Origin of the sequence: Actinophytocola sp., from assembly GCF_035712165.1 — a bacterium.
In the GTDB taxonomy this organism is placed as follows: domain Bacteria; phylum Actinomycetota; class Actinomycetes; order Mycobacteriales; family Pseudonocardiaceae; genus DASYTH01.
The window spans coordinates 1-11938 of record NZ_DASTBH010000373.1 but is presented as its reverse complement, the minus strand read 5'-3'; the positions used below and the strand labels follow the sequence as shown (position 1 = coordinate 11938).

Here is an 11938-nt window from a genome sequence, read left to right as displayed (position 1 = left end):
CGGGCGCCGCGCCGGTCACCGTGTCCGGCCAGCCGCCGACCACGCTCGGCCAGTCGCTCGGCACCGACGCCCTGGACCGCACCGCGCCGCTGCCGCCGGCCCTGATCCAGATCCGGGTGGTCAACGCGAGCACCCACAAGGGTCAGGCCGCCGAGATCACCGAGGCGCTGCGCCAACTCGGCTTCGGGCAGATCGCCCCGCCGGACAACGATCCGCTCTACACCGCGGCCGACCTCAACTGCCGCGCGCAGATCCGGTTCGGTCCGAAGGGCGCCGCCGCGGCCCGCACGCTGAGCCTGGTCGAGCCGTGCGCCGAACTGGTCCGCGACGAGCGCCCCGACGGTTCCGTCGACTTCGCTCTCGGCGAGCGGTTCGACGACCTGCGCAACCGCACCGACACCCGGCGGATCATGGAGGAGCTCAACGACTGGGCGGTGGCCCATCCGGAGTTCCAGGCGACCCAGGGCGGGCTGCAGGCCGACCCCACCCTGCAGCCGGACATCGACACCGGCCGGCTCATCTCGGCCCGTCAGGTCACCTGCTAGGAGTCGCACCTCACAGGTCGAACAGGCCGGCTTCGTCCAGCGCGGCGGTCAACTCCTCCGCGATACCGGGCGTGGCCGCCAGCAGCAGGTCGGGGCCGCGCAGCTCACCCGGCAACCGCACCAGGGCGCCGGCCTCCTCGGCGATCAGCGCACCGGCCGCCCAGTCCCACCGGGACAGCCCGTGCTCGAAGTATCCGTCCAGCCAACCGGCGGCGACCGCGCAGAGGTCCAGCGCGGCCGATCCGGACCGGCGGATGTCCCGCAGCCGGCCCATCAGCTCGGCCACGCCCGCGGCCTGCCGGCGCCGGCGGTCCGGCCGGTAGGCGAAGCCGGTGCCGACCAGCGCGAGGTCCAGCCGTTCGGCGGCGGACACCCGCAGCGGCACCCCGTCCAGCGTCGCCCCGGCGCCACGTTCGGCCGCCCAGCACCGCCCGCTGGCCGGCTCCAGCACCACACCGGCCACCGACACCCCGTCGACCTGCGCCGCCACCGACACCGCGTACCACGGGTAGCCGTAGAGGTAGTTGACCGTCCCGTCGATCGGGTCGACCACCCAGCGCACCGTGCCCGCGCCGGCGCCCCCGCCGCCGCCCTCCTCCTCGCCGAGCACCGGCTCCCCGGGCCGCAGCTCGGCCAGGCGGGTCCGGATCAGCCGCTCGGTCGCCCGGTCCGCCGCGGTCACCGGGTCGGTCTCGCTGGACTTGGTGTCCACCTGGCGAATCGCCTCGTCCCGGTAGCTCCGGGCGAGCTCGGCCGCCTCCCTGGCCACCGTCTCGGCGACTCCCAGCAGGTCCCGCTCTACGTCACCCACGGGACCATCGGACCACACGGTCCCGGATCCACTAGGCGGGACCGGCGAACAACGCCTTGTCGTGGCCGGTCGGCGGGCCGTAGGAGAGCCGCAGCTCGCCCGGCGCGGCGGCCACCGCCACGGCCACGCTGGTGGTGACCGTCGTGCCCGGCAACACCCTGGTCGACGCGACACCGTTGCCGCACGGCCCGTCGATGTCCGTGACCAGCTGCGCCGCCGCGCCGTTGAACTGGAGGTCGTTGACGACCAGCAGGACCGTGTCGACGGGCGCCGCGGTGTCGTTGACGACCAGCACGGGGACCTTGACCGCCCGCTCGATGTCCGCCGGGAACGCGGCCCGGCTCGGCACGCACACCGCCGGAGTTCCGAGCTGCACGGCCAGTCCGTCGCCCCAGGTGTGGCGCTGCCCCCAGGCGGCCGGGGTCGGGGCCGGCGGGACGGCGGGTTGCGGCGCCGGGCTGGCGGCGCCGGCCCGTTCGCCGCCGGCGCGGTCCGCGTTCTGGTCCTCCGTGGCCGAGCAGGCCGGCAGCGTGGCGACCACGCTGACGGCGAGGACCATTAGGACAGCTCGGAGAGTGGTCGTCACGGGGGCCTCGCCTCTGGGTCGTGGAAACGTTAGTGCTGGCGGTATCGCTCGGCTCGGCGGTCACGTGTCGTGGTTCCCGTCACAGCGCCGGGTGAGCAGGGCTCCGGGGCGCGGCTAGAGGTGTGCCCCCTCGATCCCGACCGCTCGCCCGGCTAACCTCCCGTGACAAGTGGGCTGAATCGAGTACGAAGGGACCACGGGATGGGCGGCACCCGCGGGTTCGGGGTTGACATCGGTGGATCGGGCATCAAGGGGTGTGTCGTCGATCTCGAGGCGGGCCGGCTGGCCACCGAGCGGATCCGGATCGACACTCCGGACCCGTCCAGTCCCGAACTGGTGGCCGCGGTGGTCAAGAAGATCGTCGACGGGTTCGAGTGGACCGGTCCGGTCGGCGTGACGCTGCCGGCCGTCGTCAAGCGCGGCACGGCCATGACCGCGGCGAACATCGACAAGTCGTGGATCGGCACGGACGCCGTGGCGGTGTTCACCGAGCGGCTGGGCCGGGCGCCGGGCGAGGTCACGGTGCTCAACGACGCCGACGCCGCCGGGATGGCGGAGATCCGCTACGGCTGGCCGGGCGACCAGGCCGGCGTGGTGGTGCTGCTGACCTTCGGCACCGGCATCGGCAGCGCGCTGTTCCTGGACGGCAAGCTGGTGCCCAACACCGAGTTCGGCCACCTCGAGGTGGACGGGCTGGACGCCGAGACCCGCGCGGCGGCCTCGGTCAAGGACGAGCAGGACCTGTCCTGGGAGGAGTGGGCGCTGCGGGTCTCCCGCTACATCCGTGCCCTGGAGAGTCTGATCTGGCCGGACCTCATCATCGCCGGTGGCGGGGTGAGCAGGAAGGCCGACCGGTGGCTCCCGCTGCTGGACGTCCGGACCCGGGTGGTGGCCGCCGAACTGCGCAACGACGCCGGGATCGTCGGCGCCGCGGTGGCCGCTGAGCTGGGCGTCGAGCACTGACCGACCGCCACCGCGCCGCACCATGCCAACTACGTCGTTACAATGGAACAGTGCCCGCGGCTCCCGGTCGCCGGGCGTTCCCAGACTCCCGGTAGCGCAGGCTCATTCAGTAGGGCCTGACGCCGCCGTTACGGACAGCTGCGAAAGGGCGTAAGTGGCAGCCGCACGAACCGCAACCCGAGCCTCCACCGCTCCGGCCGCGAGCGCACCGGTCGACGAGGTTCCGGCCGAGCTGGAGCAGGACCAGCAGGCCAGCGCGAAGACGGCGACTCGGCCGAAGAAGGCCGCGGCCGGCGCCAAGCCCGCCCGCGCGCCCCGTAAGGCCGCGGCGAAGTCGCCCGCCAAGCCGGGCGCCAAGGGCGCCGACGAGGCGAAGCCCGGCGACGCCGAGGGCGAGCCGGACGTCGCCATCGAGGGCGACGAGCCGGATCTGGACTCACCGGATCTCGAGGACCTCGAAGACGTCGAGAGCGAGATCGCGGCCGCGGCCGTGGACGAGGTCGAAGAGGAGGAGCCGGCCGAGAAGGACACCAAGGACGGCGACTTCGTCTGGGACGAGGAGGAGTCCGAGGCGCTCCGGCAGGCGCGCAAGGACGCCGAGCTGACCGCCTCGGCCGACTCGGTCCGCGCCTACCTCAAGCAGATCGGCAAGGTGGCCCTGCTCAACGCCGAGGAGGAGGTCGAGCTCGCCAAGCGGATCGAGGCCGGCCTCTACGCGGCGGAACGGGTCCGCACCGCCGAGGACGACGGCGAGAAGCTCCAGCCGCAGTACCGGCGGGATCTGAAGTGGATCGTGCGGGACGGCGAGCGGGCCAAGAACCACCTGCTGGAAGCCAACCTGCGGCTGGTGGTGTCGCTGGCCAAGCGCTACACCGGACGCGGCATGGCGTTCCTGGACCTGATCCAGGAAGGCAACCTGGGCCTGATCCGCGCGGTGGAGAAGTTCGACTACACCAAGGGCTACAAGTTCTCCACCTACGCCACGTGGTGGATCCGCCAGGCGATCACCCGCGCCATGGCCGACCAGGCCCGCACCATCCGCATCCCGGTGCACATGGTCGAGGTGATCAACAAGCTCGGCCGGATCCAGCGCGAGCTGCTGCAGGACCTGGGCCGGGAGCCGACTCCGGAGGAGTTGGCCAAGGAGATGGACATCTCCCCGGAGAAGGTGCTGGAGATCCAGCAGTACGCCCGGGAGCCGATCTCGCTGGACCAGACCATCGGCGACGAGGGCGACAGCCAGCTCGGTGACTTCATCGAGGACTCCGAGGCGGTCGTGGCGGTCGACGCGGTGTCGTTCACGCTGCTGCAGGACCAGTTGCAGTCGGTGCTGGCCACGCTGTCCGAGCGCGAGGCTGGCGTCGTCCGGCTGCGGTTCGGCCTGACCGACGGCCAGCCGCGCACGCTCGACGAGATCGGCCAGGTGTACGGGGTGACCCGGGAGCGCATCCGGCAGATCGAGTCCAAGACGATGTCGAAGCTGCGCCACCCGTCCCGGTCCCAGGTGCTGCGCGACTACCTGGAATGACGGCTTGACAACGAGAGCGGCGTCCCGGCCACCGGGACGCCGCTCTCTTTTCTCTACAGTGGACCGTCCGCAGTGGACAGCGTCCGGTTCACCCGGGCGGTGAACTCGTTGAGAATGCGGCGGGTCGTGGCAACGTCCTCGGCCGGCAGCCCGGACAGGATCTCCTCGCCGCTTCGCGTCGTGGCATCCAGCAGGCGGTCGAACAGGGCTCGACCGGCGGCCGTGAGACCGAGACCGCCGTCCGCCTCGCGGAGCACGCCCCGGGACTCGAGTCCGCCGACCACGGCGCCGATCGCCGGCGGGTCGGCGTCCAGGCCGCCGGCGACCCCGGCAACCAGTGTCTCGCGCGGAACGTGACCGCCCTGGTCGTGCACCAGCTTCAGGGTGATCCACTCTTCGAAGCTGACCGCTTCGGCGTCCAGGATCCGGTACAGCAGCCGGGATCCGGCCCGGCTGGCGATGCCGAGATCCTGCCCGAACAGTGTGGTCGGTTGGGTCATCCGCTCATCCCCTTCGGTCGGCCGCGGCTCGCCCAGCAGCGCCCGCAGCATGGTGGTCAACTCGTTGGTCTGCCGGCTGGCGGTGCCGCCGAGCGGCGCGGTCAGTTCCTCCAGCAGTTCGGCGACGATCGCCACGGCGCGGGTGACGACCTCCGATCCGCGTTCGGTGAGGTGGAGCTGGACCGCTCTCGGGTCGGTCGGGTGGCCGGCCCGCTCGATGAACCCGGACCGCTCCAGCGCGCGGGCGAGCTTGGAGACGTACACCTGGTCCAGGCCGGTGACGTCGGCGAGCTCGCGCTGGCTGGGCCGCTGGCCCCGGTGGGACAGCCCGGTCAGCGAAGCCAGCAGCGTGTACTGCGCGTGGGTCAGGCCGAGTGGAGCCACCGCCCGCTCGACGGCGGCCCGCCACTTCATCGTCACGCGCCAGAGGAGGTAGCCCGGTGTCACGCCGATACCTTACATGGACATTATTTCCATGGAAAGTATCTACTTCGACCGGAGCGCCACCCCGGCGACGACGGCCAGGATGCCCAGCGCCTCCGGCCAGGTGGGCACCTGGCCGAGCAGCACCAGGCCGGTCAGCGCCGCGGTGACCGGCAGCAGGGCCTGCAGCACCGCGAACCGCGCCCGCTCGACCCCGCGCCGCAGCACAACCTGGTCCAGCGCGTAGGGGATCGCCGTGGCCAGCACCCCGACGCCGATCCCGAGCGCCAGCAGCCGCGGCGAGGCCCATACCGGCCCGGTGCGCACCGCCAGCGGCACGAACGCCACGGTGGCCACCGCGAACCCGACCGCCAGCGCGTCCAGGCCGACACCGGCAGTAGCGACGCGCTTACTCAACACGATGTAAACGGCCCACAGCGCCGCTGCGCTGAGAGCGAACACGACTCCGAGCGTGCTGTCCGTCCAGCGGACGTCGGCGATGAGCAGAACGCCCGCCGCCACGAGCATGAGAGCGCTTACATCGCGCGCCGTCCGGGAGCCCAGCGCGGCCAGCACCACCGGCCCGGCGAACTCCAGCGCCACCGCCGTGCCCAGCGGGATCCGGGCGATCGACTCGTAGAACGCCAGGTTCATCAGGGCCGTGACCAGCCCGAACGTCGCCGCCAAGGCCAGGTTGCGGCCCCGCAGGGTGGCCGCGCCCGGGCGGCAGACGGCGAGCAGGACGACCGCCGCACCGAGTTGACGCAGCCATGTCACGGCGGCCGGACCGATCTCCGCGAACAGCCACACGGCGGCCGCCGCACCCACGTACATGGACACCCCGCTGACTACCAAGAGCAACGGAGTCGGCACGTTTCGCAACACTCAGCAACGCCCCGTGATTAGGGATGTGGCAATCGGGTAAATCACAGTCGACCGTCCATCCAGTGGGCGCGGGAACACTGACTAGCAGCCGATCGTCTGGAAGAGTGGAAGGGGACGGGCACTGGCCATCCGGCCAAGTGCTCGTCGCCGACGAAGGGCATCGGGCTCCCGGTGCCCGGGACGGAGGGAGAAAGCCATGACACCCACGCTCACCCGCCCCGAGCTGACCGCTGCCGACCGATGCGACCGTTGCGGGGCTGCCGCACAGGTACGCGCCGTGCTGCCGTCCGGCGGCGAGCTGCTGTTCTGCGGGCACCATGCGCGTAAGCACAACCAACGGCTGGTCGAGCTTGCCGCACAACTACAGCAAAACGCTTGATCCCTTCGCCAGAACTTTGCGAACGCCGCGTCCGTCCCGGGCGCGGCGTTCGCCTATCCGGGACGGCACCTCACACGGCGTCCAGGACCGGCTCGAAGGCCAGCTCGGCCGCGCCGATCAGCTTTGCGTCCGCGCCCAGCGTCGAGGCGACGATCCGGGTGCCACCGACCGCCCGGCTCACCAGGCTCTTCCGGCGGACGTCCTGCCCCACCTCGGCCACCATCCAGCCGGGTAGGGCGGTGAACAGGTCTCCGAGGACCACCAGCTCCGGGCCGAGCAGGTTCACGACGTTGATCAGCCCGACGGTCAGCCAGCCGATGAACTCGCCCAGCGGCCCGGGCATCGGGTCCGGCTTGACCTTCATCGCGCGCAGCTCGGCGACCACCGCGCCGCGCGGCGAACCCTCCGGCAGCGCCAGCGCCCGGCACATGGCCGGCTCGCCCACCTCGGTCTCCCAGCACCCCCGGCTGCCGCAGTAGCAGGGCCGCCCGCTCGGCCCCGGCCGGATCACCATGTGCCCCAGCTCACCGACATAGCCCGCGGTGCCACGCAGGGTGGACCCACCGGAGATGACCCCGCCGCCCACCCCGACGTCGGCCGAGACGTAGACCGCGTCGGAGGAACCCCGGGCGACCCCGCGCAGGTGCTCGGCCAGCGCGCCCAGCTCGGCGTCGTTGGCCACCATGGTCGGCATCCGGAGGATCTTGCGGATCCGCTCGCCGACCGGCACGTCGGTCCAGTGCAGGTTCGGCGCCTCGTGCACCAGCCCGTCCGAGCGGCGCACCACCCCGGGCACCGAGATCCCGGCGCCGACCATCTCCACGTCCAGCTCGCCGGCCAGCAGCCGGGTCGACTCGACGATGTGGGTGATCACCTCGTTCGGCTCGCGCGCCCGGCCGTGCAGGTTCCAGCTGTTGCGGCCGAGCATCTCCCCGCCCAGCCCGACCAGCGCGATCGCCACCTGCTCGACCCGCACGTCCACGGCCAGCACCACCGCCGCATGCGCCTGCGGCAGCACCAGCAGTGACGGGCGGCCGGCGCCGGTGCGCATCCGGGGCACCTTCTCCTCGACCACCCCGGACTCGGCCAGCCCGTCCACCAACGCCTTGATCGTGCTCCGGTTCAGCCCGAGCTCGGTCGCCAACGACGCGCGGGTACACGGCCCGCCGACGTGCAGCCGGCGCAGCAGAACGGTTCGGTTGTGCCGGCGAACCTCGTCAGGCCGTGCGCCCGCTGTCGGTGTGCTGGTCAACCGTCCACCCTGTCTCCGTCCCCAGGGCCCTCAGCCCGCCGAGAGTGCCACCCGGCGCCGGGACACCGCGTCCACGGTGGCCGCGAGCAACAGCACCAGGCCGGTGATGATGTTCACCATCGCCGCCTCGTACTTGAGCAGGTTGAGGCCGTTGGACACGGTCGCGAGGACCAGGCCGCCGATCAGCGCGTACGAGATCTTGCCCCGGCCGCCGAACAGCGAGGTACCGCCGATGACCGCGGCGCCGACCGCGAACAGCAACGTGTCCAGCCCACCGGCCTTGGGGTCGACCGAGCCTACCTTGGACGAGTAGACGATGGCGCCGACGGCCGCGACCCCGGTGGACACGACGAACACACTGGCCCGGATCTTGCTCACGTTGATGCCGGCGCGCCGGGCCGCCTCCGCGTTGCCGCCGACGGCGTAGATGTGCCGGCCGTAGCGGGTGCGGTTGAGCGTGAACGTGCCCAACACCAGCAACGCCAACAGGATCGGCACCACGTAGGGCACGCCCTGGATCACGACGAAGTCGTTGGTCGAGCGGTTGACGGTCAGGGCGAACGTGCACGCGACCGCGATGATGGCGATGCTGATCACCTTGAACAGCACGACCGGGGTCGGCTGGGTGACCAGGCCCTTGCGCAGGCGGACCAGGTGCTCGCCGAGCACGACGGCCGCGTAGCCGCCCGCCGCGATGGCGCACAGGATCCAGCTTCCCGTCAACGACAGGTTGCCGTTGGCCACCTGGAACAGCACCCCGGTGCCCACCGACAGCGTGCCGCGCGGCCCGATGAACAGCAGGATCACGCCCTGCCAGGTGATGAACAGTGCCAGGGTCACCACGAACGACGGCATACCGATCTTGGAGACCAGGAACCCGGTGATGCAGCCGATCGAGACGCCGACCGTGATCGCGAGCAGCATCTCGATCCACGGGTTGGCCCCGACCCCGGACAGCACGATCGCCACCGCGGTCGCCGCCAGCACCGCGCCCGCCCAGATCCGCATGAAGGCGGCCAGCGCCGCGGCCAGGATCAGCCCGCCGACGAAGGTGTAGAAGACGTTGGTGCTGCGCATCCCGCCCAGCAGGTTGCCGCTCTCGACCACGTGCAGCGCCATCACCGACGCGCACACGCCGGAGGCGGTGCCCGCGGACAGGTCGATCTCACCGAGCAGCAGGACGAACACCAGGCCCATCGCGATGATGATGTTGCCGGCGCCCTGCTGGAGCAGGTTGGAAATGTTGTTCAGGGTCAGGAACTGGTCGGACTGCACGGTGAAGTAGATGAGCAGCACGCCCAGCCCGAGCAGGGCGGGCACGGAGCCGAGGTCGCCGCCGCGCAGCCGGGCGAAGTAGTCGAACACGGCCTCTCTGGTCGACTGGGCCGTGGTGTCGATGCCGAAGTCCGAGATGGCGGCGTTCGGCGGCTGGGTGCCCCGGCCGGCGGCGGGGGTGGTGGTGTCGGTCATGCCTCGAGTCCTCAGATGGTGGCGGTCTCTGGACGGGCCATCCCGAGGTCGCCCGATCGCCCTGCGGTGATCAGCTCCACGACCTGCCCGTGCGTGACGTCCTTGGTCTGCACCTCGGCGACCATGCGGCCGAGGTAGAGGGTGGCGATGCGGTCGGCGACCTCGAACACGTCGGCCAGGTTGTGGCTGATCAGCACCACGCCCAGGCCCTGCTCGGCCAGCCGGCGGACGAGGTCGAGCACCTGGCGGGTCTGCGCGACGCCCAGCGCGGCGGTCGGCTCGTCGAGCAGCACCACCTTGCTGTCCCACAGCACCGCCTTGGCGATCGCCACGGTCTGCCGCTGCCCGCCGGACAGGTTCGCGACCGGCGTGCGCACCGACTTCACCGTGCGCACCGACAGGGAAGCCAGGGTCTCCCGGGCGGACCGCTCCATGCTGGCCTCGTCGAGCAGCCAGGCCGAGCCGCGTTCCCGGCCCAGGAACATGTTCTGCACGATGTCCAGGTTGTCGGCCAGCGCCAGATCCTGGTAGACGACCTCGATGCCCAGCTTGGCCGCGTCCCGCGGCCCGTGGATGTGCACCGGCTCGCCGTTGAAGATCACCTGACCGGAGTCCATCGGGTAGATCCCGGCGATGCACTTGATCAGGGTCGACTTGCCGGCGCCGTTGTCGCCGACCAGGGCGGTCACCTCACCGGCGCGCACCGTGAAGTCCACGTCGTGCAGCACGTGCACCGGGCCGAACGACTTGTTCACCCCGGTCAGCTCGAGAACGGGCTCACTCACTTCTAAACCGTCCTACTCATCGGCGACGGTGCCGCACCCGCGGCAGACTCGATTCTGCTGCGGGTGCGGCCCCGTGTACTACTACTGCGACCTGGTTACTTGATGCCGAGCTCGGTGCACTTGGCAGCCAGCTCCGCAGTGCAGAGCTCGCTGGCCTTGACGTAGCCCTCGTCCACCACGACCTTGACGTTCTGCGCGGTGATCAGCTGCGGCTCCGCGAGCACCGACTTGACGTCGCGGTTGCCCTTGGTGTCCTTCGTGGTGCCGGTGGCGATCTTGTCGGCCGCGGCCTTGTCGCCCTTGGCCAGCGCGGCGGCCAGCTTGGCGGTGGCCTCGGCTTCCTTCTTGATCGCCTTGAACACGGTCATGTACTGGTCACCGGCGAGGATCGCCTTCAGGCCGTCCGGGGTGGCGTCCTGGCCGGTCACCGGAACCTTGCCGTTCAGGCCGTTCTTGCGCAGCACGGTGATCACCGCGCCGGCCAGACCGTCGTTGGCCGCGACGACGCCGTCGACCTTGCCGCCGTTGGCGGTCAGGATCTGCTCGAAGACCTGGCCACCCTTCTGGTTGTCCCAGTTGTCGATCGGCTGGCTCTGCACCAGCTTCAGGGTGCCGGCGCCGTAGAGCGGCTTGAGGACCTTCTGCTGGCCCTCGTAGAACAGGGTGGCGTTGTTGTCGGTCGGAGCGCCCTCGATCTCGATGATCTGGGAGCCGGCCGGCTTGCCCTTCATGGCGTCGGCCATGCCCTGGCCCTGCAGCTCGCCGACCTTCACGTTGTCGAAGGACACGTAGTAGTCGGAGCTGCCACCGAGGTTGAGCCGGTCGTAGTCGATGACCGGGATGCCCTGCGCCTTGGCCTTGGCCGCGACAGACGCACCGACCTCACTGTTGATCGAGCCGATGACCAGGACCTTGACCCCACTGCTGATCATGGTGTCGGCCAGCTGGCTGAACTTCTGCACGTCGCCCTGGGCGTTCTGGATGTCGGCCTCGAGTCCCTCGGCCTTCATCGCCTCGGCGATCGCCGGCCGGTCGAAGCCTTCCCAGCGCGCCGAGGTCGCGGTCTCCGGCAGGATCACGCCCACCTTGGCCCCACTCGAGGAAGGCTGCCCGCTGGCGGTGCTGCCGCCGCCGCTGCTCGGTGCCTCGTTAGCCCCACACGCCGTCAGGGCGAGGGAGACACCCACGCCTGCGCCGAGGAGGGCAAGAGTCGTCCTGCGCATCCGTCGTCCCTTCAATGTTCATACCGCGAGGGGTGCGGTGGCGGCTCCGCCACCTTGCTCCGTTTGCAGCAGCCCTCCCGGCCGGAAATGTTGCGGGGCACAACATATGCGTTGGACGGCGCGGAACGGAAGCCGCTGACCTGTCTGTATAGGACACAGTTTGGCAACATGCATGTCATCCGCAGGTGAGCCCACACTTACCGAACCGTGGACTACCAGGTACGCAGAGTAGCGATCCGCTGCTGGAGCTGCTCGGCGGTGGCCATCGCGACGGGTGGTCCACCACACGTGCGGCGTAGCTCACTGTGAATTGCACCGTGCGGTTTGCCGGTCCGGTGGTGGTACATGGTGACGAGCGTGTTGAGCTCCTTGCGCAGCCCGCCCAGCCGCTCGGCCACGGTCACCGGGCGGGCCGCCGGCTCGGCCGGCCGCTCGAGCTGGCGCTGCTGGCGCTCGCGCAGCAGCGCTCGCACCTGCTCGGGTTCGAGCAGGCCGGGCAGGCCCAGGTACTCCTGCTCCTCGGCGGAGCCGGCGAACGCCGCGGTGCCGAACGACGACCCGTCGTAGATGACCTGGTCTAGCTCGGCC

12 protein-coding genes and 1 pseudogene are annotated in these 11938 nt (G+C 70.8%); 4 read left to right on the top strand and 9 right to left on the bottom strand.

Annotation, left to right across the window (positions count from 1 at the left end; translation table 11 throughout):
• On the top strand, positions 1–545 hold a 545-nt coding region (gene cei, locus VFO68_RS20545), incomplete at its 5' end, for an envelope integrity protein Cei (protein ID WP_325159960.1).
• A 10-nt stretch (positions 546–555) separates the two neighbouring features.
• On the opposite strand, the gene VFO68_RS20540 is transcribed toward cei, so the two are convergent.
• Positions 556–1356 carry an inositol monophosphatase family protein gene (locus VFO68_RS20540; protein ID WP_325159959.1) on the bottom strand — a complete coding sequence of 267 codons (801 nt, stop codon included), beginning with the start codon at positions 1354–1356 and terminating at the stop codon, positions 556–558.
• A gap of 31 nt (positions 1357–1387) precedes the next feature.
• Positions 1388–1915, bottom strand: a complete 528-nt coding sequence (locus VFO68_RS20535) for a hypothetical protein (protein ID WP_325159958.1) — start codon at positions 1913–1915, stop codon at positions 1388–1390.
• A gap of 228 nt (positions 1916–2143) precedes the next feature.
• Here VFO68_RS20535 and ppgK point away from each other — a divergent pair, with 228 nt between their 5' ends.
• Both ppgK and VFO68_RS20525 read left to right on the top strand, forming a co-directional pair.
• Positions 2144–2905, top strand: coding sequence for a polyphosphate--glucose phosphotransferase (gene ppgK / locus VFO68_RS20530; protein ID WP_325159957.1), 762 nt, complete (start codon positions 2144–2146; stop codon positions 2903–2905).
• Between the two features lie 154 nt (positions 2906–3059).
• A complete protein-coding gene (locus VFO68_RS20525) occupies positions 3060–4433 on the top strand; it encodes an RNA polymerase sigma factor (RefSeq protein WP_325159956.1) in 1374 nt (457 codons plus the stop codon).
• Between the two features lie 53 nt (positions 4434–4486).
• On the opposite strand, the gene VFO68_RS20520 is transcribed toward VFO68_RS20525, so the two are convergent.
• Positions 4487–5380 carry a MarR family winged helix-turn-helix transcriptional regulator gene (locus VFO68_RS20520; RefSeq protein ID WP_325159955.1) on the bottom strand — a complete coding sequence of 298 codons (894 nt, stop codon included), beginning with the start codon at positions 5378–5380 and terminating at the stop codon, positions 4487–4489.
• A 39-nt stretch (positions 5381–5419) separates the two neighbouring features.
• The gene (locus tag VFO68_RS20515) at positions 5420–6190 is read right to left on the bottom strand and encodes an EamA family transporter (protein ID WP_325159961.1); all 771 of its coding nucleotides are present in this window, start codon (positions 6188–6190) and stop codon (positions 5420–5422) included.
• A gap of 247 nt (positions 6191–6437) precedes the next feature.
• On the opposite strand from VFO68_RS20515, the gene VFO68_RS20510 reads away from it, so the two are divergent.
• Entirely contained in the window at positions 6438–6620 is a 183-nt protein-coding gene (locus VFO68_RS20510) for a DUF7455 domain-containing protein (protein WP_325159954.1), read from the top strand.
• A 70-nt stretch (positions 6621–6690) separates the two neighbouring features.
• Here VFO68_RS20510 and VFO68_RS20505 read toward each other — a convergent pair whose 3' ends face one another.
• The 5 genes and pseudogenes from VFO68_RS20505 to VFO68_RS20485 form a co-directional block, all read right to left on the bottom strand.
• Entirely contained in the window at positions 6691–7872 is a 1182-nt protein-coding gene (locus VFO68_RS20505; protein ID WP_325159953.1) for an ROK family transcriptional regulator, read from the bottom strand.
• A gap of 30 nt (positions 7873–7902) precedes the next feature.
• A complete protein-coding gene (locus VFO68_RS20500) occupies positions 7903–9342 on the bottom strand; it encodes a sugar ABC transporter permease (RefSeq protein WP_325159952.1) in 1440 nt (479 codons plus the stop codon).
• Between the two features lie 11 nt (positions 9343–9353).
• On the bottom strand, positions 9354–10127 hold the full coding sequence (locus VFO68_RS20495) for an ATP-binding cassette domain-containing protein (RefSeq protein ID WP_325159951.1): 774 nt from the start codon (positions 10125–10127) through the stop codon (positions 9354–9356).
• Positions 10128–10222: 95 nt separating this feature from the next.
• Positions 10223–11350, bottom strand: a complete 1128-nt coding sequence (locus VFO68_RS20490) for a sugar ABC transporter substrate-binding protein (RefSeq protein ID WP_325159950.1) — start codon at positions 11348–11350, stop codon at positions 10223–10225.
• A gap of 212 nt (positions 11351–11562) precedes the next feature.
• Positions 11563–11938 (bottom strand): annotated as a pseudogene (locus tag VFO68_RS20485) (ATP-dependent helicase); the annotation flags it as partial.

Excerpts from the sequence above, each read along its gene's own strand:
- ppgK (WP_325159957.1), top strand. The coding sequence starts at position 2,144 with ATGGGCGGCACCCGCGGGTTCGGGGTTGACATCGGTGGATCGGGCATC.
- VFO68_RS20535 (WP_325159958.1), bottom strand. The coding sequence starts at position 1,915 with ATGGTCCTCGCCGTCAGCGTGGTCGCCACGCTGCCGGCCTGCTCGGCC.
- VFO68_RS20510 (WP_325159954.1), top strand. The coding sequence starts at position 6,438 with ATGACACCCACGCTCACCCGCCCCGAGCTGACCGCTGCCGACCGATGC.
- VFO68_RS20500 (WP_325159952.1), bottom strand. The coding sequence starts at position 9,342 with ATGACCGACACCACCACCCCCGCCGCCGGCCGGGGCACCCAGCCGCCG.
- VFO68_RS20490 (WP_325159950.1), bottom strand. The coding sequence starts at position 11,350 with ATGCGCAGGACGACTCTTGCCCTCCTCGGCGCAGGCGTGGGTGTCTCC.
- VFO68_RS20515 (WP_325159961.1), bottom strand. The coding sequence starts at position 6,190 with ATGTACGTGGGTGCGGCGGCCGCCGTGTGGCTGTTCGCGGAGATCGGT.